General features: G+C 63.3%; 24 protein-coding genes and 2 pseudogenes. 10 read left to right on the top strand and 16 right to left on the bottom strand.

Annotated elements, in window-relative coordinates:
* The first annotated feature begins 32 nt into the window (after nt 1-32).
* The gene (gene parE, locus CGZ66_RS22365) at nt 33-2,087 is read left to right on the top strand and encodes a DNA topoisomerase IV subunit B (RefSeq protein ID WP_095088132.1); all 2,055 of its coding nucleotides are present in this window, start codon (nt 33-35) and stop codon (nt 2,085-2,087) included.
* Between the two features lie 44 nt (nt 2,088-2,131).
* A pseudogene (locus CGZ66_RS22360) lies at nt 2,132-4,198 on the top strand (FUSC family protein).
* Here CGZ66_RS22360 and CGZ66_RS22355 read toward each other — a convergent pair.
* Nucleotides 4,195-5,316, bottom strand: coding sequence for a DUF2336 domain-containing protein (locus tag CGZ66_RS22355; protein WP_095087870.1), 1,122 nt, complete (start codon nt 5,314-5,316; stop codon nt 4,195-4,197). The pseudogene CGZ66_RS22360 and the gene CGZ66_RS22355 overlap by 4 nt on opposite strands.
* A gap of 152 nt (nt 5,317-5,468) precedes the next feature.
* Here CGZ66_RS22355 and CGZ66_RS22350 point away from each other — a divergent pair, with 152 nt between their 5' ends.
* Both CGZ66_RS22350 and CGZ66_RS22345 read left to right on the top strand, forming a co-directional pair.
* Nucleotides 5,469-5,921 carry a MaoC family dehydratase gene (locus tag CGZ66_RS22350; RefSeq protein WP_095087868.1) on the top strand — a complete coding sequence of 151 codons (453 nt, stop codon included), beginning with the start codon at nt 5,469-5,471 and terminating at the stop codon, nt 5,919-5,921.
* Entirely contained in the window at nt 5,921-6,802 is an 882-nt protein-coding gene (locus CGZ66_RS22345; RefSeq protein WP_095088129.1) for an HpcH/HpaI aldolase/citrate lyase family protein, read from the top strand. The genes CGZ66_RS22350 and CGZ66_RS22345 overlap by 1 nt, the downstream gene beginning before the upstream one ends.
* Here the strand turns inward: CGZ66_RS22345 and CGZ66_RS22340 are convergent.
* Both CGZ66_RS22340 and CGZ66_RS22335 read right to left on the bottom strand, forming a co-directional pair.
* Nucleotides 6,799-7,407, bottom strand: coding sequence for a flavin reductase family protein (locus CGZ66_RS22340; RefSeq protein WP_095087866.1), 609 nt, complete (start codon nt 7,405-7,407; stop codon nt 6,799-6,801). The genes CGZ66_RS22345 and CGZ66_RS22340 overlap by 4 nt on opposite strands.
* A 1-nt stretch (nt 7,408) precedes the next feature.
* A complete protein-coding gene (locus CGZ66_RS22335) occupies nt 7,409-7,993 on the bottom strand; it encodes a nitroreductase family protein (protein WP_095087864.1) in 585 nt (194 codons plus the stop codon).
* A 158-nt stretch (nt 7,994-8,151) separates the two neighbouring features.
* On the opposite strand from CGZ66_RS22335, the gene CGZ66_RS22330 reads away from it, so the two are divergent.
* On the top strand, nt 8,152-9,117 hold the full coding sequence (locus CGZ66_RS22330; protein ID WP_095087862.1) for a hypothetical protein: 966 nt from the start codon (nt 8,152-8,154) through the stop codon (nt 9,115-9,117).
* Between the two features lie 24 nt (nt 9,118-9,141).
* Here CGZ66_RS22330 and CGZ66_RS22325 read toward each other — a convergent pair whose 3' ends face one another.
* Nucleotides 9,142-10,080, bottom strand: a complete 939-nt coding sequence (locus CGZ66_RS22325) for a lysophospholipid acyltransferase family protein (RefSeq protein WP_095087860.1) — start codon at nt 10,078-10,080, stop codon at nt 9,142-9,144.
* 84 nt (nt 10,081-10,164) lie between these two features.
* Complete coding sequence (gene thrS, locus CGZ66_RS22320; RefSeq protein ID WP_095087858.1) at nt 10,165-12,141, bottom strand: threonine--tRNA ligase; 1,977 nt, start codon at nt 12,139-12,141, stop codon at nt 10,165-10,167.
* Between the two features lie 249 nt (nt 12,142-12,390).
* Between thrS and CGZ66_RS22315 the strand changes: the two genes are divergently transcribed.
* Nucleotides 12,391-13,239, top strand: a complete 849-nt coding sequence (locus CGZ66_RS22315) for an SAM-dependent methyltransferase (protein WP_095087856.1) — start codon at nt 12,391-12,393, stop codon at nt 13,237-13,239.
* Here CGZ66_RS22315 and CGZ66_RS22310 read toward each other — a convergent pair.
* The 3 genes and pseudogenes from CGZ66_RS22310 to CGZ66_RS22300 all read right to left on the bottom strand — a co-directional run.
* Nucleotides 13,217-13,435, bottom strand: a pseudogene (locus CGZ66_RS22310) (class D beta-lactamase); the annotation flags it as partial. The gene CGZ66_RS22315 and the pseudogene CGZ66_RS22310 sit on opposite strands and share 23 nt — an antisense overlap.
* 133 nt (nt 13,436-13,568) lie before the next feature.
* A complete protein-coding gene (yidD, locus tag CGZ66_RS22305) occupies nt 13,569-13,937 on the bottom strand; it encodes a membrane protein insertion efficiency factor YidD (RefSeq protein ID WP_095087854.1) in 369 nt (122 codons plus the stop codon).
* A 163-nt stretch (nt 13,938-14,100) separates the two neighbouring features.
* On the bottom strand, nt 14,101-14,259 hold the full coding sequence (locus tag CGZ66_RS22300; protein ID WP_095087852.1) for a hypothetical protein: 159 nt from the start codon (nt 14,257-14,259) through the stop codon (nt 14,101-14,103).
* 92 nt (nt 14,260-14,351) lie between these two features.
* Between CGZ66_RS22300 and CGZ66_RS22295 the strand changes: the two genes are divergently transcribed.
* Nucleotides 14,352-15,257 (top strand): LysR substrate-binding domain-containing protein, encoded by a 906-nt coding sequence (locus CGZ66_RS22295; protein WP_095087850.1) that lies wholly within the window; start codon nt 14,352-14,354, stop codon nt 15,255-15,257.
* On the opposite strand, the gene CGZ66_RS22290 is transcribed toward CGZ66_RS22295, so the two are convergent.
* A complete protein-coding gene (locus CGZ66_RS22290) occupies nt 15,254-15,700 on the bottom strand; it encodes an iron-sulfur cluster assembly scaffold protein (RefSeq protein ID WP_095087848.1) in 447 nt (148 codons plus the stop codon). The two genes, CGZ66_RS22295 and CGZ66_RS22290, sit on opposite strands and share 4 nt — an antisense overlap.
* Before the next feature lie 238 nt (nt 15,701-15,938).
* Here CGZ66_RS22290 and folE point away from each other — a divergent pair, with 238 nt between their 5' ends.
* The 3 genes from folE (at nt 15,939) to CGZ66_RS22275 (ending at nt 18,126) form a co-directional block, all read left to right on the top strand.
* The gene (gene folE, locus CGZ66_RS22285) at nt 15,939-16,574 is read left to right on the top strand and encodes a GTP cyclohydrolase I FolE (protein WP_095087846.1); all 636 of its coding nucleotides are present in this window, start codon (nt 15,939-15,941) and stop codon (nt 16,572-16,574) included.
* Between the two features lie 34 nt (nt 16,575-16,608).
* Entirely contained in the window at nt 16,609-17,070 is a 462-nt protein-coding gene (hisI, locus tag CGZ66_RS22280; RefSeq protein WP_095087844.1) for a phosphoribosyl-AMP cyclohydrolase, read from the top strand.
* An 84-nt stretch (nt 17,071-17,154) separates the two neighbouring features.
* On the top strand, nt 17,155-18,126 hold the full coding sequence (locus CGZ66_RS22275) for a patatin family protein (protein WP_095088127.1): 972 nt from the start codon (nt 17,155-17,157) through the stop codon (nt 18,124-18,126).
* Nucleotides 18,127-18,410: 284 nt separating this feature from the next.
* On the opposite strand, the gene CGZ66_RS22270 is transcribed toward CGZ66_RS22275, so the two are convergent.
* From CGZ66_RS22270 to CGZ66_RS22240, 7 genes are all read right to left on the bottom strand, one after another.
* A complete protein-coding gene (locus CGZ66_RS22270; protein ID WP_095088125.1) occupies nt 18,411-19,754 on the bottom strand; it encodes an ISNCY family transposase in 1,344 nt (447 codons plus the stop codon).
* A gap of 163 nt (nt 19,755-19,917) precedes the next feature.
* Nucleotides 19,918-21,702, bottom strand: coding sequence for a single-stranded-DNA-specific exonuclease RecJ (recJ, locus tag CGZ66_RS22265; RefSeq protein ID WP_095088123.1), 1,785 nt, complete (start codon nt 21,700-21,702; stop codon nt 19,918-19,920).
* Nucleotides 21,703-21,855: 153 nt separating this feature from the next.
* The gene (locus CGZ66_RS22260) at nt 21,856-22,080 is read right to left on the bottom strand and encodes a DUF6434 domain-containing protein (protein ID WP_095087842.1); all 225 of its coding nucleotides are present in this window, start codon (nt 22,078-22,080) and stop codon (nt 21,856-21,858) included.
* Between the two features lie 96 nt (nt 22,081-22,176).
* Nucleotides 22,177-23,160: a class II fructose-bisphosphatase gene (gene glpX / locus CGZ66_RS22255; RefSeq protein WP_095087840.1), complete on the bottom strand. Its 984-nt coding sequence runs from the start codon at nt 23,158-23,160 to the stop codon at nt 22,177-22,179.
* A 203-nt stretch (nt 23,161-23,363) separates the two neighbouring features.
* Nucleotides 23,364-23,531: a Thivi_2564 family membrane protein gene (locus CGZ66_RS22250; RefSeq protein ID WP_095087838.1), complete on the bottom strand. Its 168-nt coding sequence runs from the start codon at nt 23,529-23,531 to the stop codon at nt 23,364-23,366.
* 71 nt (nt 23,532-23,602) lie between these two features.
* The gene (locus tag CGZ66_RS22245) at nt 23,603-23,959 is read right to left on the bottom strand and encodes a hypothetical protein (protein WP_095088121.1); all 357 of its coding nucleotides are present in this window, start codon (nt 23,957-23,959) and stop codon (nt 23,603-23,605) included.
* A gap of 137 nt (nt 23,960-24,096) precedes the next feature.
* Entirely contained in the window at nt 24,097-25,410 is a 1,314-nt protein-coding gene (locus CGZ66_RS22240) for a homoserine dehydrogenase (protein WP_095087836.1), read from the bottom strand.
* Between the last annotated feature and the right edge of the window lie 18 nt (nt 25,411-25,428).

Raw genomic sequence — 25,428 nt, 5'->3', positions numbered from 1 at the left:
GGTGATTCGCAGCATCGGACTCTATGGCAGGCATGGACGACAACAACGATCTTTTCGGCAATCTGGACAAGCAGCCGCAACCGGTCCGCACACCGGCGCGCCCGGCGGATCCGCTGGTGCAGGCGACCAGGCGTCCCGCCGCGACCAAGGATGGCAGTGAGGGCTATAGCGCCGCCGACATCGAGGTTCTGGAAGGGCTGGAGCCGGTGCGGCGCCGGCCAGGCATGTATATCGGCGGCACCGACGACAAGGCGATGCACCACCTGTTCGCCGAGGTCATCGACAATTCGATGGACGAGGCGGTTGCCGGCCATGCCACCTTCATTGATGTCGAGCTCTCCGCCGACGGCTATCTTGCCGTCACCGACAACGGCCGCGGCATCCCGGTCGATCCGCATCCGAAATTCAAGAAGCCGGCGCTCGAAGTGATCATGACGACGCTGCATTCGGGCGGCAAGTTCGACTCGAAGGTCTACGAGACATCAGGCGGCCTGCATGGCGTCGGTGTCTCGGTGGTCAACGCGCTGTCGGACCATCTCGAGGTCGAGGTCGCGCGCGGCCGCCAGCTTTATCGCCAGCGCTTTTCGCGCGGCGTGCCGGTAACCGGCCTGGAACAGCTGGGCGAGGTTCACAACCGGCGCGGCACAAAGATCCGCTTCCACCCCGATGAGCAGATTTTCGGCAAGGGCGCTGCGTTCGAGCCGGCGCGGCTCTACCGCATGACACGCTCGAAAGCCTATCTGTTCGGCGGCGTCGAAATCCGCTGGACCTGCGATCCGACGCTGATCAAGGAAAAGGACCAGACGCCGGCCAAGGCCGAGTTCCATTTTCCCGGCGGCCTCAAGGATTATCTCAAGGCATCGCTTGGCGACGAGTTCCAGGTGACGCGCGAAATCTTCGCCGGCAAGAGCGACAGGCAAGGCGGCCATGGCTCGCTCGAATGGGCGGTGACCTGGTTCGGCGGCGACGGCTTCATCAATTCCTACTGTAACACCATCCCGACCGGCGAAGGCGGCACCCACGAGGCCGGCTTCCGCAACGTGTTGACGCGCGGCCTGCGCGCCTATGCCGATCTCGTCGGCAACAAGCGCGCCTCGATTGTCACCTCGGAAGACGTCATGATCTCGGCGGCGGGCATGCTGTCGGTGTTCATCCGCGAGCCCGAATTCGTTGGCCAGACCAAGGACAGGCTGGCGACGATCGAGGCAATTCGCATTGTCGAGACCGCGATCCGCGATCCGTTCGACCATTGGCTGGCCGACAATCCGCAGGAAGCCTCGAAGCTGCTCGAATGGGTGATCGCGCGCGCCGACGAGCGGGTGCGCCGGCGCCAGGAAAAAGAGGTGTCACGCAAGAGTGCGGTGCGCAAATTGCGGCTGCCGGGCAAGCTCGCCGACTGCACGCAGAATGCTGCGGCCGGCGCCGAACTGTTCATCGTCGAAGGCGACTCGGCCGGCGGCTCGGCCAAGCAGGCACGCGACCGTGCCAGCCAGGCCGTGTTGCCGCTGCGCGGAAAAATCCTCAACGTCGCCAGCGCCGGCAATGACAAGCTTGCCGGCAACCAGCAGATTTCAGACCTGATCCAGGCGCTCGGCTGCGGCACGCGGTCGAAATACCGCGACGAGGATTTGCGCTACGACCGCGTCATCATCATGACCGACGCCGACGTCGACGGCGCCCACATCGCTTCGCTGCTGATCACCTTCTTCTACCAGGAGATGCCGGCCCTGGTGCGTGGCGGCCATCTCTATCTGGCGGTGCCGCCGCTCTACTCGATCCGGCAAGGCGGCAAGGTCGCCTATGCCCGTGACGATGCGCACAAGGACGAGCTTCTGCGCACCGAGTTCACCGGGCGCGGCAAGGTCGAACTTGGCCGCTTCAAGGGTCTGGGCGAGATGATGGCCGCGCAGCTCAAGGAAACCACCATGGATCCGAAAAAGCGCACGCTACTTCGAATCGATGTCATCGACGCCGAGGCCGCGACCAAGGACGCGGTCGACGCGCTGATGGGCACCAAGCCTGAAGCCCGCTTCCGCTTCATCCAGGAACGCGCCGAATTCGCCGAGACGGAAGTGCTGGATATCTAGCCGCCAGCCGGTCCATAACAGGCTCGACTTGCGGAGACCGGCATGTGACCTGGGCGCGGCTGAAAGGCTATTTCGAAACCAGTTTGGCCGGGCTGACGCAACCGACGCGTTCGGACTGGATTTTCTCGCTGCGCACCGTTTCGGCCGGCCTGATCGCGCTTCTGGTCGCCTACGCCCTTGAGCTCGACCACCCGTAGTGGGCCATGATGACGGTGTTCATCGTCGCCCAGCCCGTCGCTGGCATGGTGCTGGCGAAGGGCTTCTACCGGCTGCTCGGCACGCTTGCCGGCGGCATAGCGGCGATCGGCATCACCACGATCTTCGGCACCAGCCCCTGGGTGCTTGTGACGGTGCTTGCCGTCTGGATCGGCATCTGCACCTTCGTCTCGTCGCTGCTGCGCAATCCCGAAGCCTATGGTGCCGCCCTTGCCGGTTACACCGCGATGATCATCGGCCTGCCTGCCTTCGGACAGCCGCACCTCATCGTCGACCTCGCGGTCGCGCGCTGTGCCGAAATCGTGCTCGGCATTGTCTGCGCCGGCCTGACCAGCCGGCTGATCCTGCCGAAACTGGCCAGCGACGCCATCATCTCGCGGTTGAAACGCTGTATCCTCGATCTTGCCACCTATGCCGGCGGCGCATTCTCCGGCGGCGATCCGGCGATCCTGTCGGGCATGCACCGAAAGCTGGTCGCCGACACCCAGACGCTTGGCGAGATGCGCGCCTACGCCAGGCTCGAAACGGCGAGCTTCGCGCCGCGCGCCCATCCGGTCCGGCGCACTATTGGGCAACTGCTCTCGGCCCTGTCGGCGGCGCGCGCGCTGCATTCGCACGCTGCCCCGAAGAACGCAGCACTCATTCCGGTGCGCTCGGAGTTGCAGGCTCTGGTTAGCGAGTTGGCGGCTAAACCCGGCGCGCTGGACGACACCGCACCCTGGGTGGCCCGGCTCGACGCGATCTCGGTCAAGGCCCGGCAAATGCCCGATGCCTCGGCCGATCAGGGCGACGACAGGGTCGGCACCATCACCCGCCTCACCATCGCCGCCGATTTCGCCGAGGCGCTCAAGCAGGTGCTGCGCGGCCTCGACGCCTTGCGCGCGCCTGTCACCCGTCCTGTCCGGGGCAGCAGGCAACCCGCGCTGGTGGTGCACCGTGACTACGCCGGCGCATCGCGCAATGCCGTGCGCGCTGCTCTTGCCACCTTGCTGGTCACGGCCTTCTGGCTGACGACGAAATGGTCGGAAACCGCAGGCACGGTCATTCTCGTTGCCGTCGTGTCGAGCCTGTTTGCCGCTCGCCCCGACCCCGTGCAAGTGTCCTGGGGCTTCTTCAAGGGAACGCTGCTGGCGCTTCCCTTTGCCTTTCTCGTCGGTCAGGTCGCGTTGCCCGCTTTGCCCGGCTTCGGCTGGTTCATGCTGCTTGTCGTGCCGATCCTGGTGCCGACGGCGCTCGCCATGGCCAATCCGCGCCATGTCGGCGTGGCGACGGCCTTCGCCATCAACTTCCTCGCCTTCCTCAGTCCGCACCAGGCGATGGCCTACGATCCCGCCCCGTTCTTCGCCGGTTCGGCGTCGGTCCTGGTCGGCATCCTGCTGGCTATCGGTGTCTTCATCCTCGTGCTGCCCGCCGATCCGTGGCTTGCAGCCAACCGCATCGTGCGCGCCATGCGCGAAGATCTGGCGCGGCTTTGCCTGCATGAGCGCGTGCCGAGGCGTTCGGCCTTCGAGAGCCTAGCCTACGACCGCATCAACCAACTGATGCCGCTGGTGCAGAATGCCGGCAGGAAAGGCGATACGGTTCTGGGCGGCGGCGTCGCCGCCGTCACCGTCGGCTTGGAAGTCCTGCGGCTGCGCGACGCAAGCGAAGGCCATGCCATCCCATCCGAGACCGCGCATTCGATCGCCAACTGTCTGAGGGGGCTGGCGCGGGAACTGCTCTTCCGCGCTCCCGGCGATCCGCAAACGTCGACCGTCGCCGTCGCCCGGCAGTATGCGACGAGCATCGCGCAGCGCAACGCCACCGGCGAGATGCTGCAGATCGCGGCATCGCTGCGCATCATTGCCGCGGCGATGGAGGATTTTCCCGATTTCTTCGCGAGGGATAAAGGCTAGGCCGCGGCGATCGCCAGCGCGTGACCACGCGCATTCTCACGCAGCGCATCGAGATGGATCGACTTGACCAGTGTGGCGAGATCGCTTTGCGCTGACTGTCCGCCCAATTCCTTCAGCATCAGCCAGCTGACCTCCTGAACGCCGGCGACACGCTTGCCGTTGGCCACCTCGCGCCAGATTTTCAGAGCGCGCAGGATGATGGCATGCGTGACGGCGGCAAGACCCGCGCTGCGAAACAGCGCCTGCAGAGCCACATCGTGCCCGCCGGCCAGCAGCGCCCTCACCCTTTGTTCGGATTGCTGGCTGAGCGCGACCAGCGCCGAGCCGAAGAAATCGACCTTGCCATGCGTGATGGTGCGGATGAGGAAGCTCGCGGTGAGGTCGCCGCGCAGCCTGAGATGCTCGATCAGCGCAGGATGTTCTTCCTGGCGCGTGCCTTCGATCAGCGTCACCGAAGCCTTGACGCAGGCGTCGCGCATGACGCGATCGGCTCGCGCCGCGCCCATCAAGGCCATGACCAGCGGCGACGTTTTCAGCATCTCGCCGAGTTTGACGAGCAGCATGTGCCGGCAGTCGGCAGGCAGGCGGGCATCCGATATCAGGGCTTCGCGCACCAAGGGCAGATGGCCGTGGCGTTCGGCCATGCGGCGGAAGCTGAGCAAGGCGATGTCGGCGCCGCTGTTGGCGAGCAACACGGCGCAGGCTTCCGCCTCGCCGATCTCGGCGATGGCCGCCGACAGCGCCATCGAAACGAACGGCCGGTCGGCGATCAATTTTTGCGTCACCTTCGGACTGCTGGCCACACGGTTGATCAGATCGGCGTCGGTAAGCAGCGGCGAACGTGCCAGCACCACGCCGGCGACTTCCGGCTGGTCGCAGGCCAGCGCGCTGATGATCTGCAACGGCGCGTGCTGGCTCATCGACAGCGCTTCGGCCATCGCCAGCCGCACTTTCGACGAAGCGTCGTCAAGCAACAGCGTCAGCGCCGCCTCGGCGGCGCAGCGGTCCTCGAAAGGCAGGTCGGAATTAACGTAGGCCCGAGCCAGCGCATTGGCCGCGGCGGCGCGCTCCGAGACCCTGGCGGTGCAAATCCATCTCAAAAAATGCGAAACAACCATTGCCGCCTGCTTACGCCCCTTGCCAGAACGCTCCTGGCCCCATGCAGACGGTAGGCAGAAAAGGTTTACGAACGGTTCACCATGTTCATTAACTGGCTTGCGAGCCCTGAATGCAGCGCCTATCAACCCCACAGGCAGTAGAGGAGCGGGATATGGCCGGGCTTTATTTGGAAGAGTTCGTCGTCGGCCATGTCTTCCAGCACACGCTGCGCAAGACCGTCACCGAGAGCGACAACATGCTGTTTTCGGTGATGACGCTGAACCCACAGCCGCTGCATATCGACTTCGATTTTGCCGCCAAGAGCGAATGGGGCAAGCCGCTCGTCAACTCGCTGTTCACGCTCGGCCTGATGATCGGCATCTCGGTCAACGACATCACCGTCGGCACCACGGTCGCCAATCTCGGCATGAAGGAAACGGTGTTTCCGCACCCGGTCTTCCATGGCGATACCATCCGTGTCGAAACGACGGTGATCTCGGTGCGCGAATCCAAGTCGAAGCCCGACCGCGGCATCGTTGAATTCGAGCATCGGGCCTACAATCAGAACGGCGATCTCGTCGCCAAATGCACGAGGCAAGCGATGATGCTGAAGAAGGCGGGCTGATGCGTTCGCTGCTGTTCGTCCCCGGTGATTCCGAGCGGAAGCTGGAAAAGGGTTTTGGCGCCGGCGCCGACGTGGTCATCGTCGATCTTGAGGATTCCGTGGCGCCGCACAACAAGGCGCTGGCGCGCGAAATCGCGGCGCGCTTCATCGCCGAACGCAGGGCGCAAACCGGCTCAGTGATCTATGTGCGCGTCAACGATCTGTCGACCGGCATGACGGATGACGATCTGGCTGCTGTTGTTTCGGCCGGGCCCGACGGCATCATGCTGCCAAAATCGAACAGCGGCCTGGATGTGCAGCATCTCTCGGCAAAGCTCAGGGTTCACGAGGCCGAAAGTGGCCTTGCCGACGGCGCGATCAAAATCCTTCCGATCATTACCGAAACCCCGGCAGGCGTGCTGGCGACGGCCACCTATGCCGGGACAAGCGCACGGCTTGCCGGTCTCACCTGGGGCGCCGAGGATCTGTCGGCGGCGATCGGCGCGCGCACGGCCCGCGACGAGCGCGGCGGCTACACCGACGTGTTCCGCCTGGCTCGCACCATGACCATCCTTGCCGCGGGTGCGGCGGAGGTTGCGGCGATCGACACCGTCTTCCCGAATTTTCGCGACATGGCGGCCTTCGAAACGGAATGCGCCGAGGCCGAACGCGACGGCTTCACCGGCAAGATGGCGATCCACCCCGATCAGGTGCCCGTCATCAACGCAGCTTTCACGCCTTCGGCCGAAGCCTTGAGACAATCGGCGGCAATCGTCGCGGCTTTCGCGGCTGCGGGAAATCCCGGCGTCGTCGGCATCGACGGCAAGATGGTCGACCGCCCGCATCTGCGACTGGCCGAAAGGCTTCTGGCGCGGGCCAAGGCGGCCGGGATTTCAGCCTAGTCCTTGTTCCAGCGCGGCCGACGCATCGGAAACACCTCGTTGACGCTCGCATAGTCCATGTAGCCGAGACGAGCGACATTGCCGGCCTTGGTGATATCGAACAGGCCATCCGTCAGGAAGGCATCGTCGATGTACACGCCGACCACTTCGCCGGCGACGACGACAGCGCTCGTCGCCGATCCGTCCAGCGCCTTTGGGCGAAAGACTTCCGTCACCCGGCATTCGAGCGCGGCCGGTGCTGCCGCCACGCGCGGCGGCGCGACGAGGCGTGACGGCGCCATGGCAAGCTCTGCATAGGCGAACTCATTGACGCCGCGCGGCGCGTCGACGGACGTGCGGTTCATCTTTTCCGCGAGATCGCGGCTGACCAGATTAGCGACAAACTCGCCGGTTTCCTGCGCGAAGGTGGCGCTGTCCTTTTCACCTTCGGAGGAAAACCAGACGATGAACGGCCGCGTCGAAACGGCATTGAAGAACGAGTATGGCGCGAGATTGATCTCGCCGGCCCCGTTCAGCGTCGATATCCAGCCGATCGGACGCGGCGCCACGATCGCCTTGGAAGGATCGTGCGGCAGCCCGTGGCCCTTTGAAGGTTCGTAGAACATTTCAGCCAGCCCACGGCCCCGAATAATCAGCATAGAGCCTCGCCGGATCGGGCCGGGGCCGCTCCGGCGCCGGGCCGGAATAGGAGCCGATATGGACGAAGCCAATGACGCGCTCCTGCGGCGCCAGCCCCAGCAGCGCCCTGCCCTCGGGCACATCCGAATACCAGTTGCTGATCATATTGGTACCATAGCCCAAAGCATTGGCTGACATCATCAAGTTCATCGCCGCCATGCCGCCCGACAGGAACATCTCCCATTGCGGGATCTTCGGATTCTCCCTTGGGATCGACACCACGCCGATCACCAGCGGCGCGCGCGAGAACCGCGCCAGTTCCTGGTTGCGGCGGCCTTCCGGCAACGGCCCCTCCCGCTGCTCGGCAAGTGCTGCCAGTTGCCTGCCGATCTCGACGCGGGCGTCACCGCGATAGAGGATGAAGCGCCAGGGTTCCAGCCTGCCATGGTCGGGTACCCGCGAGGCAGCAGTGATCATCATCGCGATCTCCGCGTCGCTCGGCGCCGGCTCCTTCAAATCAGGGATCGGTGCAGAGTTTCGGGTCAGCAGGAAATCGATGATCGGCGACGCCATGGGCGCAAGTCTCCTAAAACATTCTGTTTTGAGCTGGAGCGCACCATCGGGAATTCGGGCGGCTCGGGCAATAGCGCGGGGCGCGCCGGACGGAAGAGTCGTATCGGTTGGACTCTTAAGCCTTGAAATTGCCACCGCCATGGGCTTCAACGCAAGGTATGTTTGAGGGGACACTGCGTCTTTTCCTGGTCTGGTTGGTCGCCTTGCTGTTCATGGCGCCGGTTTCGCTCGCCATGGCACAGAACGCGGATGGCGTTAGCAATCTCAAGCTTCCCGGAATTTCGAGCTACGCGACGCCGAAAGGCGAGAGGTCGCTGGCCCTCGGCAGCGGCGGCGCCATTACCCTGTCCGCCCAGTTGACAGACAAGGGCGCCGACATCACCCGCGGTATCGTCTGGCGCGTCTTCAAGCCCGAGGCCGTCAACGGCAAATTGCCGATGGTCGCCTCCGCGCATGGCGGCACCGCTGTCTTCCAGCTCGAACCCGGCAGTTACCTGGTTCATGCCTCCTATGGCCGGGCCGGCGCCACCAAACGCATCACCGTGGTCGGCAAAGACGCCAAGCGCGAAAGCCTCGTGCTCGACGCCGGCGGCCTCAAGCTCGACGCGGTTCTGTCCGGCGGGGTGCGCATTCCACCGAAGAACCTGCGCTTCTCGATCTACGAAGGCACCGCTGCGCCGAATGGCGAGCGCGCGCTGATCATACCCGATGTCGAACCCAACAGTGTCGTGCGGCTCAACGCCGGCACCTACCATGTCGTCTCGACCTATGGCGCGGTCAACGCGGTCATCCGCTCCGACATCCGGGTCGAGGCCGGCAAGCTGACCGAAGCCACCGTCGAGCATCATGCCGCCGAGATCACGATGAAGCTGGTGCGCGAAACCGGTGGCGAGGCGATCGCCGACACGTCCTGGTCGCTGCTCAATGAATCCGGCGATCCGATCAAGGAATCCGTCGGCGCCTTCGCCTCGATGGTCCTCGCCGAGGGCGACTACACCATCATTGCCAAGAACCGCGACCGCATCTACCAGAAGGATTTTACGGTAGTTGCCGGACAGAACCAGGAAATCGAGGTTCTGGCCACCGAGGCCGCGGCAATTGATCCCGAAGAAGGTGCTGATTAACCTTCCGCTGCAGGCTTGCCGACCTCAGGCCGCCAGCTTGGTCCGTGCCGGCAGGAACGGAAGCCGGCGACGCGCCACGATTGGCGCCAGGTCGAAGACGCCGCGATAAAGGCGGTCGAGCAATGCCTTGCGGTCGCGCAGTGGCTCCAGCTCGCTCCAGCTCAGCACATCACCGACGCGGACCTCGATCGCCTTGCCGGACAATCGCGCGAATTCGCGGATGAGCAGCGACGTGCGCAGCGTCAGCGACGCCTTGCCGACGAATTTCGCCAGGCGGCCATCGCTCTCGGCCATGTTCATCGGGCCACTGACCAGATGGAACAGCCGGCCGTTCTGCCCGGAAAAATGCATCGGAATGACAGACGCCTTGGCGTCCTGGACGAGACGGGCCGGAAACATCTTCCACGGCAGGTCGCGTGCCCGGCCAAAGCCCTTGGGCGCGGTGGCGACGCCACCGGCCGGAAACACCACGATGGTGACGCCCTCTTTCAAAAGCCGAACCGCCTCGTGGCGCACGGCCATGTTGTTCTTCAGCGCGTCCTTGGTCTCGGAAAAGTCGATCGGCAGCGAATAAGGCTCCATCTCGCGGATCTTGAGCAGATCCTTGTGGATCATCACCCGGAACGGCCGCCCCAGCTGCTCTGCCAGCGACAGCACGGCGATGCCGTCGCCGATGCCGAACGGATGGTTGGCGACGATCACCAGCGGTGTATCCGGCAATTGCGCCGGCGGCCATTGATCCGCTGTCCGCACCCGGACGTCGATCAGGTCGAGCATGCGGCTGAAAACGCGCTCGCCGGTCGGCACGACCTGGCGACGCCAGAAATCATAAAGCGCGGTGTAACGGTCGCGACCCGACAGGCCCTCGACCGAATGAATGAACCAGCGCGTCAGCGCCGGCTGGCGCGGATTGGCATAGGAAAGCTCGGGAAAGGACCGTTCGCGCAATTTCAGCTTGAGCATAAGGGCTCGTTACAAGGTTGGCGTGACAGGGATATGAAAATGGCGGTGGATCGCTCCACCGCCATGTCGTCTGGACCATGCAGATCAGGCAGCGCGCTTGCGCCTGCGGTCCGGCGTGACCGCTTCTTCGGTCAATTGCGCGATTGCCTGGGCAAGGCCAAGCGATTCCTGGTCGCGCGAGCCCAGCCGGCGCATGTTGACCGTCTGCTCCTCCGCCTCGCGCTTGCCGCAGACGAGGATCACCGGAACCTTGGCCAGCGAGTGTTCGCGGACCTTGTAGTTGATCTTCTCGTTGCGCAAATCCGCTTCCGCCAACAATCCGGCGGCCTTGAGCTTTGCCACCACCTCGGTCGCATAATCGTCGGCGTCCGACGTGATCGTCGCCACCACCACCTGCAGCGGGGCGAACCACAGCGGGAAATGACCGGAATAGTTCTCGATCAGGATGCCGAGAAACCGCTCCATCGAACCGCAGATGGCGCGATGCACCATGACAGGTTGCTTCTTGTCGGAATCCGAACCGATATAGAAGGCGCCAAAACGCTCCGGCAGGTTGAAGTCAACTTGTGTCGTGCCGCACTGCCATTCGCGGCCGATGGCATCCTTCAGCACATACTCGAATTTCGGCCCGTAGAAGGCGCCCTCGCCCGGATTGATCGAGGTCTTGATCCGGTTGCCGGATCGCGTCCTGATCGTCTCCAGCACGCTGCCCATGATCGCCTCGGCGTGGTCCCACGCCTCGTCGGTGCCGACGCGCTTGTCCGGCCGCGTCGACAGCTTGACGCTGATCTCGTCGAAACCGAAATCGGCATAGGTCGACAGGATCAAATCGTTGATGCGAAGGCACTCCGACGCAAGCTGCTCCTCGGTGCAGAAGATATGCGCATCATCCTGGGTGAAGCCGCGCACACGCATCAGCCCATGCAGCGCGCCGGATGGCTCGTAGCGATGCACATTGCCGAATTCCGCAAGCTTTACGGGAAGATCGCGATAAGACTTCAACCCATGCTTGAAAATCTGCACATGGCCCGGACAGTTCATCGGCTTCAGTGCGAAGACGCGGTCGTCGTCGGTATCGTCACCGGCAACCGTCACCTTGAACATGGCGTCGCGGTACCAGCCCCAGTGGCCAGAGGTCTCCCACAGGCTCTTGTCGAGCACCTGCGGCGCGTTGACCTCCTGATAGCCCTGTTCGTCGAGCCGGCGGCGCATGTAGTTGACCAGGTTCTGGAACATCTTCCAGCCCTTGGCGTGCCAGAAGACGACGCCCGGCCCCTCTTCCTGGAAATGGAACAGGTCCATCTCGCGGCCGAGTTTCCGGTGGTCGCGCTTCTCCGCCTCCTCCAGCATCGTCTGGTAGGCCTCGAGCTGCGCCTGGTCGGCCCAGGCCGTGCCGTAGATGCGCGTCAGCATCGGATTGTTGCTGTCGCCGCGCCAATAGGCGCCGGCCACCTTCATCAGCTTGAAGGCATTGCCGATCTGCCCGGTCGAGGCCATGTGCGGCCCACGGCAGAGGTCGAACCAGTCGCCTTGCGCATAGATCTTGAGGTCCTGATCCTCGGGAATGGCGTCGATCAGTTCCAGCTTGTAGCGCTCGCCCTTGTCGGCAAACACTTTTTTCGCCTTGTCGCGCGACCAGACTTCCTTGGTGAACGGCTTGTTGCGCGCGATGATCTCGCGCATCTTCTTCTCGATCACCGGGAAATCGTCGGGCGTGAAAGGCTCGTTGCGGGCGAAATCATAATAGAAGCCGTTCTCGATCACCGGGCCGATGGTCACCTGCGTCCCCGGCCACAATTCCTGCACGGCTTCCGCCAGCACATGTGCGGTGTCGTGACGAATGAGCTCCAGGGCGCGCGGATCGTCGCGGGTGACGATCTCGACTTTGCCGGACTTGCCCAGCGGATCACTGAGGTCGCGCACGACGCCGTCGATACTGTAGGCGACCGCCTTCTTGGCCAGCGATTTCGAGATCGATTCGGCAAGCCCGGCACCGGTCATCGCCGCGTCGTATTCGCGGACGGAGCCATCGGGAAATGTCAGGGAAACGGAATTCAGCATGGAGTTCTCCTATCCAGTCCCGCAAACGAGCGCGGGTGGTCAACTGCATGTCGTTCAGAGTGTGCCACGCTTTGGGCGACATGCATGGGGGTAAAGCCGGATGCGTCCGGCGGCGGGCGGGTTTTAGAGGCAGCGCCGCGCCAGGTAAAGAGCGCTGATTGGCCTGGCCGTCAGGAAACGTCGGCAGAGATGTCGCGGGTCGGTCGTCAAGGCTTGCGAATATCGCCGGCATGGCTTGGAATCCCCGACATGGAAGACGCATCCCCCAGCCGAACCGCCCTGCGCGTAGCGCGTTTGAGGGCTCTCCATCAGATTTCACCCGAGGCGGCGCTGTTTCGCGACCCATACGCGATTGCGATTCTCGGTGAAGGTGCTCCCGTCGAGCAACAGCGTGCGCAAGAGGATGCCCACAGCCAGCGTATGCGCCTGTTCGTGGCGGCGCGCGCCCGCATAGCCGAGGATTGGCTGGCGGCGGCGGTGCGTCGTGGCATCCGCCAGCTCGTCGTGCTCGGTGCCGGCCTCGACACGTTTTCGCTGCGCAATCCGTACCCGGATCTCTTGGTGTTCGAGGTCGATCATCCGGCAACCCAAGCCTGGAAACGCAGGTGCATCGCCGATGCCGGTCTTGCCGAACCGCCCACCACCACATTCGTGCCGGTCAATTTCGAGCGGCAGCGTCTATCCAAGGAACTGGCATTCGCCGGCTTGAAGTCGACCGAGCCAAGCTTCTTCATTTGGCTGGGGGTCGTGCCATACCTGACGAAAGGCGCGATCTTCAGCACGCTGTCCTACATCGCCACCACCCCGGGTTCGGAGGTGGTGTTCGACTACAGCGAACCGTATGAGAATCGCGATGCGGCCGGACAGGCCGCCCTGGCTTTCTACGCGGCACGCGTCGCTTCTGTCGGCGAGCCGTGGATCAGCTTTTTCGTCCCTGGCGAACTGACGAAGTCACTCTTCGACCTTGGGTTCGATGAAATCGAAGATCTCGAAAGCGGCGATATCGCCGCTCGTTTTTCCAGGGCACCAAGGCGAGCGCCAACCAACTCCGGCGGCCACATCATCCGCGCGCGTCGATCGGCGACAGCGGCCCCCTGAACGCCGAAGCCGGGCTGAACCTCTGGTCGCACACACCATCCTGGTGAAGCGTCTTGCCGCTCGCGGCGTCGAGGATCAGCGTACACTGCACATCCCCAAGCGGCGCCGATTGCGCGCGCAACGGAAATCCCAGCAGCCAGGCGAGCAGGAACAGGATCGCGGCAAAGATGAAGGGAAGACGGTCGATATTACGCATTTGATGCTCTCCAGAAGGGGGTCCGAGAGCGGCTTAGCGAGGTCTCTTGTCTCGATTTTGTCTCAAATGCGCAGTGTTTGTGCAGCTTCGCGTTAACCCTACCGGATCGTAAACAGAAACCTCGGCAGCTCCATCAGCCCTGCGCCTGGCCGCGCTTATTGCCGATCCGCCAATACCGCCACGGCGTGAACCAGACGTAGCGATCCGCCAGCACCTCCGGCACAAGGTCGATGCCATGCGTCCCGAAGGGCCCACAGCGCAGCACCCGGAAAAATCCCATCCAGCCGCCGGCCCACAGACCATGGCGGGCGATCGCCTCATGCGCATATTCGGAACAGGTCGGCAGGTGCCGGCAGGAATTGCCGACGAAGCCCGACAGCGTCAGCTGGTACAGGCGCACGAGCGACGTTCCCAGGAGCCGGCCGGGCGTCTTGCGCCACGGGCCGGGCCAGTTGCGGCCGCGCTTTGGCGGTCCGGCGATATGCCCGTGCTGGTGACCCACCGCAGTCTCCGCTCCAGAGCATGATCCCGAAAGTGGAACCGGTTTCCTCTGACAAACGGAAACCGTTTGTCCAGGGACCATGCTCGATACAATCGCGTCTCCCACGCGATAGATGTGGGCTTCGGCTGGAGAACGCAATCCCTTCTGCCCACTCGCCATGCCATCAGGGTCGGAAACGGCGAAACGGCTGCCGGCCGGCCGAAGGCGCCCACCGATCAGGACTGACCGGCTCTTCGCGGCGCTTTGCATGCGGTCTGCCGTCACGCCATTGGAACGTTACGATCCGCATGACATCGCCGAAGATGCTCAGTATCTGGATCATGACCGTGTCTCCTTTGACGCGGATTAGACCGCCGCTGGCCCTCGCCTTCAAACGAGTATAATTTCCACTTCGGATAATCTGAGGTTATGCGAATGAAGCGCGGACGCCTGCCGCTGACGGCACTGAGGAGCTTCGAGGCGGCGGGCCGGCATCTGAGCTTCAGCAAGGCCGCCGAGGAGCTTTTCGTCTCGCAGGCGGCGATCAGCCGGCAAATAAGAGAACTAGAGGTGCTGATCGGCAGGCCGTTGTTCGAGCGGCTTCATCGCAGGGTTGAACTGACGGAAACAGGGCGAACTCTCCTGACTCAGTTAACCACCAGCTTTGACGACATCGATCGCCAGCTATCACAGGTTCTGAGCAAGCCGGCCCAGAGCCCTTTGCGGGTCAGCGTCGAACCGTCCTTTGCTGGCGAATTTCTGATACAGCGACTGAATTCGTTTCAGCAGCGCCACCCCGAGATCGACATTTCAGTCGACGCGGACTCTCGGCTCATAGAGTTTCGCGGACACGAAGCAGAAATCGCGATTCGATACGGAGCGAATGCCCGGTCTTGGCCGCGCACTCAAGCGCGGCATCTGGTCGACGTTCTGGTTACCCCGGTCCTTGCACAGGAGTTGCTCTCGTCGGGCGTGCCTCTGACATCGCCGGCCGACCTGCGGCACTATACCTTGCTCCATGACTACAATCGCGATGGCTGGGCGACATGGTTTCAGGCACTGGGCCTTCCAGATCTCGCCCAGCAGAGAGGACCACTTTATACCGACGCAGCGCTTGCCATGCAGGCCGCGAAACTCGGGCACGGCGTCGCTTTGGGCGACCGCATCCTGAACGGCGCAGACCTTCGGGCCGGGCTCTTGGTTCGTCCATTTGAGATGGAAATACCTTATGGTGCGTATTGGCTTGTCGCGCCTGATTTCCAGCGCCTGAGCCGACAGGCGGAGATTTTTGCGGACTGGCTTGTCGAAGAGCTTCGCGGGACCGAGGATAGCGAAGTCTAGGCCGCTTCTTCGGCGCGCTTCTTCTCGATCTGGCCGATCGCGTCGACCACGGCGTCGAAGGTCAGCATGGTCGAGGCATGCCGCGCCTTGTAGTCGCGCACCGGTTCCAGATATTTCAGGTCCGCGAAGCGGCCGTCAGGCGGGGCGCCATTTTCCTTCAGCATCTTCAGCATAGTGTCGCGCACCGCGCGCAATTCCTCGGCACTCGCGCCGACGACATGCTGCGCCATGATCGAGGATGACGCCTGGCCGAGCGCGCAGGCCTTCACGTCGTGGGCGAAGTCGGTGACGACGCCGTCCTCCATCGTGAGGTCGACGGTGACGGTCGAGCCGCACAATTTGGAATGCGCCTTTGCGGTCGCGTCAGGATGGTCGAGGCGGCCGATGCGGGCGATGTTTCCGGCAAAACCGAGAATTTTCGCATTATAGACGTCGTTGATCATTATTTTCCAATCCGTCGCCGCCAAGCGAACAGCGATTGCCGCTGTCGTGTCTTCCTTTCGCTCGTCATGACCTTATATAATGCTGGCAGTCCGGTATCGACAAGACAACGAAAGCCAGTGTCCTTGCCGGGAAGTTCACGCCACTTACGGGCTGGAAACCGGGCAAGTTTCTGACACCGAAAGGTCGTGGTCCGTTCAACTCGTTCCTCCGCCGAGAGGGACTACGGGAGACGCCTTTATGGATGCCGTCATCAAGAAACTCATGCCCCAGTCAGCCTATATGGAGAAGCCGGTCACCGATCGGCCGAGCGAAGCCGAAGTCGAGGCCGCCGTGCACACGCTTTTGCGCTGGACCGGCGACAATCCGGACCGCGAAGGGCTGGTCGACACACCGAAGCGGGTGGCCAAGGCCTTCCGCGAAATGTTCGGCGGCTACGACATGTGCCCGTCGGAAGAGCTCGGTCGCACCTTCGAGGAGGTCGCCGGCTATGACGACCTGGTCATCGTCAAGGACATCCAGTTCCACTCGCATTGCGAACACCACATGGTGCCGATTATCGGCAAGGCGCATGTCGGCTACCTGCCGGACGGCAAGGTCGTCGGCCTGTCCAAGATCGCGCGCGTGGTCGATATCTTTGCCCATCGCCTGCAGACCCAGGAGGCGCTGACGGCGCAGATCGCCGGTGTCATCCAGGATGTGCTCAATCCGCGCGGCGTCGCCGTCATGATCGAGGCCGAGCACATGTGCATGGCCATGCGCGGCATCCGCAAGCAGGGCTCAACCACCCTCACCTCGACCTTCACCGGCGTCTTCAAGGACACGCCCGAAGAGCAGGTTCGTTTCGTCACAATGGTGCGCGGTGGCGGGCTGTAAACCCCTAGCCAATATCGCTAGATAAGGACCGGCGATGTCGGCACTGGAATTTCCGAAAGCTCCGTCGGACAAGAAAGCGTTGGAGGAAGGCGCGGTGTTTTCACCGCGCTTCGACGCGACCGGCCTCGTCACGGTCGTCGTCACCGACGCCGAAGACGGCGTGCTGCTGATGGTTGCGCACATGAATGCGCAAGCGCTGGCGCTGACGCTGGAGACAGGCATCGCCCACTACTGGTCGCGTTCGCGCAACGCGCTGTGGAAGAAGGGCGAAACGTCAGGCAATTTTCAGCATGTCGTCGAGATGCGCACCGATTGCGATCAGGATGCATTGTGGCTGCGCGTCAAAGTGTTGGGCCACGACGCAACTTGTCACACGGGTCGACGTTCATGCTTTTATCGGACGGTGGGGCTGGTCGACGGCAAGGGGACGCTTGTTGACGACGGCAGCAAGCCGCTGTTCGATGCGGAAACCACGTATCGGAAACCATCAGCTTGAACCTCCTGCCTGATCCAAGTCACATAGATTCACCATTTCGATACGGCCCGCCCTTATATTAGCCGTGGGACAAGGGAGATCATGATGCTCGAGTGGGCGTCATTGCGTAACAAACCAGATGTCAGGGAGGCCAATGGCCTGTCCTCGTCGGGCGGCGCATCCGAAACAAAACCACCAAGGAAAACCGGTATTTCGCTCGCTTTGGGCGGCGGCTGCGCCAGAGGCTGGGCGCATATCGGCGTGCTGCGCGCGCTCGATGAGGCCGGCATCGAAGTCTCGATGATCGCCGGCACGTCGATCGGAGCACTGGTCGGCGGCTGCTACCTCTCAGGCAAACTGGACGAACTGGAAGAATTCGCCCGCAGCCTGACCAAGCGACGCATTTTTGGCTTGCTCGATCTCAATCTGCGCGGCAGCGGCCTGTTCGGCGGCATGAAGCTCGACGCCCGACTGCGCGAGCACATGGCCGGCATTCGTTTCGAGGACCTGGCCAAGCCGTTCGTCGCCGTCACCTCCGAAATCCGCACTGGCCACGAAATCTGGCTGTCGAGCGGCTCATTGATCACCGCAATGCGCGCCTCCTATGCGCTGCCCGGCGTGTTCGAGCCGGTGAATTGCAACGGCCGCGTGCTGGTCGACGGAGCGCTGGTCAACCCGGTGCCGGTTTCGGTCTGCCGCGCCTATGAGCAGCCGCTCGTGGTGGCGGTCAACCTCCACTACGATCTGTTCGGCCGCGCCGCCGTCATCAAGCACAGCGCCGGCGAGCTGGTCATCGAAAAGGATGCGCCGCGGCCCGGCCGGGTCGATCCCGAGCACCATTCGCATCAGACGCGGCTCGGCATCACCGGCGTCATGGTCGAGGCCTTCAACATCATCCAGGACCGCATCTCGCGCGCCAGGCTTGCCGGCGATCCGCCCGACATGTCGCTGCAGCCGAAGCTCAGCCATGTCGGCCTGACCGAATTCCACCGCGCCGAAGAGGCGATCAGCCTCGGCTATCAGGCGACGATGGCGCAGATCGGTGAACTGACCCGGCTGCAGTCCGTTCTCGCCTGATTCACGTCTTCCAAGGCAAGGAAACAGGCTCATGACGCGCGCCGACCAACGCGAATGGCGCCAGGCGAATTTCGGAAGCAAATACGATCCTAGCTAGTTTCCGTCCATAAACCTGCGTTTTTTACAGCGTTTACAATCGCTTATCCTCGGTTGGCAGAGCATTTGAAGGCATGCGACGGAACTACCGGCGCTGGTTTGGTCAGAGCGGTGCTACGAGCGCGATTAGGCGCACGCCCCGCGACCGGATTGGCCGGTGCGGGTGCGACTGCGATGCCTGGTCGGCGTCAGGTCGCTTTGAGGCGAATGAAGAGGACGAGGTTGTAGGCCACGACCGAGGACCAGACGTAGGTCTTGAAGTGGTCGAGGCCGCGCCAGGTGCAGCAAGCCAGGCCGTAAGCACGTTTGAGGCAAGAGATGCCAGCTTCGATGCCGGCGCGGAAGTTGCGTAGCTTGCGATAGACCCACTTGCTTCTGACCATGTCCTCGATCCTGAGGCCGGCTTTCTTGTGGAATGCCATGTCGGAGACGCCCCACGCCTTCGCTTTAACCAGGTTGTCGCGCGTGGCGAAGCCGCCATCGGCGGCGGCTTGCCGCGGCGCTTGACCATAGATGTCGATGTGGCGTTCCAGCATCGGCAGCAAGCGGTCGCTGTCGGCCGGGTTGCCTGCTTCGATGACCAGATCGAGGATCATGCCGCTCCTGCCGGAGGTCAGGTTGAGCTTGTGGCCGTATTCGGTGTCGCGGCTGCCTTTGACGATGATATCGGCATGCGGTTCGAACAGGCTGACCAACTTCTCGCGGGCCGGCACCGGCTCGCCGGCCAGCACGCGCCGCTCGCTCTGTCTGATGATGCGTTCGATCAGCGGCCGATAGTGACGAACCTGGGCCTGCCACAGTGCGATGGGCGGCGGAGTGCTCGCCTCGGCCAATCGCTCGGTCGCCTCCTTCAGATAGGCCAAGGTCGCGCGAGTGATTACGATCAGTTCGCGGTAGAGTTGGACGCGATTGGGTCGGCCGCGCGTGAACTGGATCTTGCGGGCGCGCTTCTTGGCTGCGCGGCAATGATCGCGCCATGATGCGCCAGCGCCGCCGACCAAGCTATCGGCCCGCTTCAGAAGGCGCACCATGACCCGCACGGCATCCCAAAGCAGGCTACTGTCGCTCGGCTCGTGCATGAGTGCCGAGGTCACGGTGCTGTCCAATCGCACGACCGTGCCGTCTTCGAGCTTCGCCTGCCGAGCGCCCGACAGGAGTGTCCGATTGACCTGTTCCCAGGTCTCGGGCCTGATCGCGCTGATCGTCTTTTGCAGCACCGACTTCTGCGGACTCCACGACCATGGCATCCGCGCAAAGGCACGAAACGAGGCGGAGTCCTCAAGATGGAACGCCAGCTCCTGATAGCTCAGCTGGCGGTATTGCTTGAGCAGCGCACAACGCAACACTGCTTCGGCGGGCAACCCTTGCCGTCCAGTGGCCTTGACGCCATCTCGACACAGGTCCCGCGCCACCAGCCCGAGTAGGTCGCGATGCTCATCCAGCCATTGCGACATCGCCTTCAGTTCATGGCCGATCTCGTGTGTGGCGAAAAGATCGAATATGCTCGCTTGGACGGTGCGTTCTTGGCGCATTGTCGGCTCCGGCGGTGGCAGATTGTGCTTTGGAATCAGTGGCATGAAACCAAAGTGTACCTGAAACCGCCGGGCCTTGCTTACGCAAAGCTCCGATTCACGTAATAATATCAATATATTGGCGTTTGTGGACGGAAACTAGCTAGGCCGCCCCACGGTGACCCTACGCACGTGCCGCGTCAATGATGCGAAATTGCACCGTACGGTTGCCGTTCCAGTAGTTGGCCGACAGCGAGCCGGCGACATGCACCGTCTTGCCCCGGTTCTTGAATAGGAATTCGCCAAGTGCGGTATCGACGGCGCGAAAGGCGATCGCCTGTATGCGGCCGCCGCTGTCCGATTGCAGCTCGACGCGGATGTGGTTGGTGCCAACCGGCCGTGCATCTGCGAGCCGGTGACGCGGCAGCACGAAGACCGGCGCCGCATGCCCGGCGCCGAACGGTCCGGCTTTCTCTAGCGCGTCGAGAAGGACGAGCGTCGCGCCTTCGGCGGCAAGTGCCCCATCGATCGCCAGGCTTTCCTCGCCTTGCAGGCGGAACACGTCGGCCGCCGCCCGCTCTTCGAAAAATGCCCGGAGCTCGCCAAGCTTCGCCCGCTCCACTGTGATTCCGGCCGCCATGCCGTGGCCGCCGCCCTTGATGATCAGCCCGGCATCGGCCGCCTCGCGCACCAGCCGGCCGAGGTCGAAGCCCGATACGGAGCGGCCCGAGCCGGTACCTGTGCCGCTGGCATTGAAGGCGATGGCGAAGGCCGGCCGGCGCGCATGATCCTTCAGCCGTGAAGCGAGCAGGCCAACAATGCCCGGGTGCCAGTTGTTGCTGGCGGTGACGACGATGGCCGGGCCGTTGCCGCCGGCAAGTTCGGCATCGGCCTCGGCGCGGGCCGCTGCCAGCATCTCCTGCTCCATCATCTGCCGTTCCTGGTTTAGCCGGTCGAGCGTCTCGGCAATGGTGCGGGCCTCGACCGGATCGTCGGTGGCAAGCAGGCGACTGCCAAGCGCGGCATCGCCGATGCGCCCGCCTGCATTGATGCGCGGGCCGATCAGATAGGCGAGATGGAAGGTGCTAATCGGCTCGCCGATGCGCGACACCCGTGCAAGTGCAGCCAGCCCTTCGTTCTTCTGCTGGCGCGCCATCTGCAGTCCCTTGACCACGAAAGCACGGTTGACGCCGGTCAGCGGCACCACGTCACAGACGGTGGCAAGTGCGGTGAGATCGAGCAGGGAAAGCAGGTCCGGCGGCGTGGCATCTACTGTCCGCCCGCGCAGGATCTTGGCCGTCTGCACAAGGGCGAGGAAGACCACGCCGGCGGCGCAGAGATGGCCCTGTCCGGAAAGGTCGTCATCGCGGTTGGGATTGACGACGGCAACTGCCGCCGGCAAGGCACCGCCGACCTGATGGTGGTCGAGCACGACGACATCGGCGCCGGCTGCATTGGCGGCGTCGATGGAAACGGCGCTGTTGGTGCCGCAATCGACAGTGACGATCAGCGTCGCGCCACGCGAAACCAGTTCGCGCATCGCATCCGGATTGGGACCATAACCCTCGAAAATACGGTCAGGGATATAGATTTCCGACGGTACCGAGAAATGCGCCAGGAACCGTTTCAGCAAGGCCGACGAGGCAGCGCCGTCGACATCGTAGTCGCCGAAGATCGCCACCTTTTCCCTGGCCATCACCGCAGCCGCGATGCGGGCCGCCGCCTTGTCCATGTCGGTCAGCGACGCCGGATCCGGCAACAGGTCGCGGATCGTCGGGTCGAGAAACCTCTCGGTCTGCTCGGCGGTGACGCCGCGACCGGCAAGCACCCGCGCGACGATGTCGGGCACGCCGTGGCCTTGCGCGATGGCGAGCGCGACCATGTCCTGCCGCTCGGTCAGCCGGTGCTCCCAGGAAACCCCGGTAGCCGACTGCCTGACATCGAGGAAGAGGCGTTTGTCGCCGGTCATGCGGTTTGCCAACTCATGGTTGGCCGCAGGATAGTGCATGTCGCCCAAAACTGTGCAGCGGTTTTGGGACAACGACATGCACAGGCAACAGCCTAAGGCAGGCAAAGCCAAGCGGTTCGCGGTGATGCACCGTCGGGGAAGATGCCAAGAAAACTACGCTTTCCGCTTTTCAGCCTGGCGCCGAAGCCATTCGTCGGCCGCGTCGCCCATGGTCTTGTCCACACCGTCCTTGAGCCAAGCCATGAACGGCCGGTCGAACCTGAACGCATCGCCACATTCGCGGGTGAAAAAGCGGCGCACGTTCTGCGTGTTGCGATAGGACTTCGTGACAGCGGTGGCACGCGAAATCGCATCCGCATGCCAGTCGAACGGTTTCATCCTCAAATCCTTGCGGCCTGCGTCATCCGACGCAGCCACAGGGCTAACAACTGCGATGCTGGTCCGCAAGCGCCTAAGCCAACAACGGGAAGAAAGCTAGAACTTATCCAGATCCTGGTGCCTGGCCTTGATCTCGCGCACCGTCCGCGACGACGAGCGCAGCACGATCGTGTGGGTGGTGATGGTGTTGCGGCCGAACTTGACGCCGGCCAGCATGTTGCCGTCGGTGACACCGGTGGCCGCAAACAGCACATCGCCGCGCGCCATGTCTTCCGTCCGATAGACCCGCTTCGGATCGGAAATACCCATCTTGGCGGCGCGTGCGACCTTTTCCGGCGTGTCGAGGATCAGCCGGCCCTGCATCTGGCCGCCCGTGCAGCGCAACGCCGCCGCTGCCAGCACACCCTCCGGTGCGCCACCGGTGCCGAGATAGATGTCAATGCCGGTTTCATCGGGATCGGTGGTGTGGATGACGCCGGCGACGTCGCCATCGCCGATCAGCCGGATCGCTGCACCCGTGGCGCGCACGGCGTCGATCAGCTTGGTGTGGCGTGGCCGGTCGAGGATACAGGCGGTGATGTCCGACACCGCGACGCCCTTGGCGCGGGCAAGGCTGGCGATGTTGTCGGCCGGCGAGGCGTCGATATCGATGACGCCGTCGGCATAGCCGGGACCGATGGCGATCTTGTCCATGTAGACGTCGGGCGCGAACAGCAGGCTGCCCTTCTCGGCGATCGCGATAACGGCGAGCGCATTGGGCAGGTTCTTGGCGCAGATCGTCGTGCCTTCGAGCGGATCGAGCGCAATATCGACCGCCGGGCCTTTGCCCGAGCCGACTTCCTCGCCGATATAGAGCATCGGCGCCTCGTCCCGCTCGCCCTCGCCGATCACCACCGTGCCCCTGATGGCAAGCCGGTTGAGCTCCTGGCGCATGGCATCGACGGCGACCTGGTCGGCCGCCTTTTCGTCGCCGCGCCCGCGCAGCCTGGCAGCCGCGACGGCGGCGCGTTCAGTGACGCGCACCAGCTCCATGGTGAGTATCCGGTCAAGGCCGGCGACAATGTTCTGGGCCACGTTCATCTGGCAATTTTCCTCGTTGATATGCGGCCTCCCGCCGGAGGCGCGTCTCTTTTGTCAAACGAGCATGACAACGGCAAGACCTCACAGGATTTTTATCGAATAACCAGCAATATCAATCGATTAAACCGCATTCTTGAAACGAGGCCGGCCCGGTCGTAAAGAACCGGGCCGGCTTGTAAAGTGGAAAATCGAGCCGCTGCGGCCTAGAAAACCGCAAGGTATTTGAGCAGTGAAATGATGCCGATGATGATGACGATGATCTGGGCGATCTGTCTCATCCGGGCGTCCAGCGGAAGGCGCTGAACCAGATAGAGAACGAGGATGATGACGAGGAACGTGATCAGGATGCTGATCAACATCGATGAAGCCATGGTGCCCTCCTGGCAATGACGTGCTGAAAACAGAGAAATGAGCCGGCAAGGCCGGCTCCATCACTCCGCGGTCAATACCAGCGGCGCGAGTTGTCGTTCATCGACTGGCCAATGGCGAGGCCGGCCAGAAAGCCGAGCAGGCCGATCACGCCGATCACAGCCGTCGTCGTACCGGGATTGTCGCGCGCGACATCCGACACCGCCTGCGCCTGGCTGCGCAACTGCTGTGCGGTTCGCGACGCGCGGGCTGCGGCTGTATCGTACAAATCCGAAGCCTGCTCGCTGGCGTCGTCGAGCATTTCCGCGCTCCGCGCCGAAATGCTCTTGTTGATCTTGGTGATCTCCTTGCGCAGTTCGGCGATCTGCTTTTCCAGCGTCTTTTGGATGTCGTCGATGTGGGGGCTGTCGGACTTGTTGGTATCGGCCATGAAGCGGTTCCTTTGGTTGCTGACCAAGGAAACGGTGCCCAAGCGAATTCGTTCCGGTCGGTCGTGGCGGCTTGCCACCAGACCGACGCGCAATACCGGCGGGATTCCTCTCCCGCGCGGCGACCTGAATGGAGAAGCTACCCTGCCCGCTCGATGCGGATGACCTGCGGCTTGTCGGTCAGATGGCCATCCTTGGTGATCCCGTCGACGGCCTTGCGTACGGCGGCCTCGGTCGTCTCGTGCGTCACCAGGATCACTGTCTTCTGCGCCGCCGCCTCGCCGTTGACCGCGTGCTGGACGATCGATTCCAGCGAAATGTCGTTGTCTGCCATGCGCTTGGCGATCGCGGCAAAGACGCCGATGCGGTCATGCACGGTCAGCCGGATGAAGTAGCCGCCGGCATGGCTGCGCATCTGCGCCTTCTTGTAGGGTTTCAGTTCCTTCGCCGGCCGGCCGAAGACCGGACCATGCTGGAAGCCGGGCCGGCTCTTGGCGATGTCGGCGATGTCGCCGATGACCGCCGAGGCCGTGGCGTTGCCGCCGGCGCCGGGGCCGGAAAGCAGCAATTCACCCAATATGTCGGTCTCGATCGCCACTGCATTGGTGACGCCGTGCACCTGCGCGATGACCGAGGCGGTCGGCACCATGGTCGGGTGCACGCGCTGCTCGATGCCGCTGTCGGTGCGCTGGGCAACGCCCAGCAGCTTGATCCGGTAGCCGAGATCGCCGGCCGCGCGGATGTCGGCCTGGGTGATGTTGGAAATGCCTTCCATGTAGATATCGTTGGCAGCGATTTTTGTGCCGAAGGCAAGGCTGGTCAGGATCGACAGCTTGTGCGCGGTGTCGTGGCCCTCGATGTCGAAGGTCGGATCGGCCTCGGCATAGCCGAGCCGCTGCGCGTCCTTCAGGCAGGCGTCGAACGAGATGCCCTCGGCCTCCATGCGGGTCAGGATGTAGTTGCAGGTGCCATTGAGGATGCCGAACACGCGGTTGACCGAATTGCCGGCCATCGCCTCGCGCATGGTCTTGATGACGGGAATGCCGCCCGCCACCGCAGCCTCGTAGTTGAGCAGCACGCCGCGCTTCTCGGCGATCTCGGCCAACGCCACGCCATGCTTGGCGAGCAGCGCCTTGTTGGCGGTGACGACATGACGGCTGGCTTCGAGTGCCGCCTTCACCGACGACCGCGCCGGCCCCTCGTCGCCGCCGATCAGTTCCACGAACACGTCGATATCGGCTGTCTGCGCCATCTTGACGGGATCGTCGAACCACTTTGCCGAACTGACATCGACGCCGCGATCGCGTTTCTGGTCACGCGCCGAAACCGCGGCGACGACGATGTCGCGCCCGCATTGCCGGGTCAGTTCCGCCGCCTTGTCGCGCAGCACGCGCGCCACGGACGCGCCAACCGTGCCAAGACCGGCAATTCCAACACGCAATGCTTCAGCCATGGCCGGCGACGTCCCTCA

This window comes from Mesorhizobium sophorae (assembly GCF_002270415.1).
GTDB lineage: Bacteria > Pseudomonadota > Alphaproteobacteria > Rhizobiales > Rhizobiaceae > Mesorhizobium > Mesorhizobium sophorae.
Note: the sequence above shows the minus strand (reverse complement) of the source record. Positions and strands in the feature narration are given on the sequence as shown.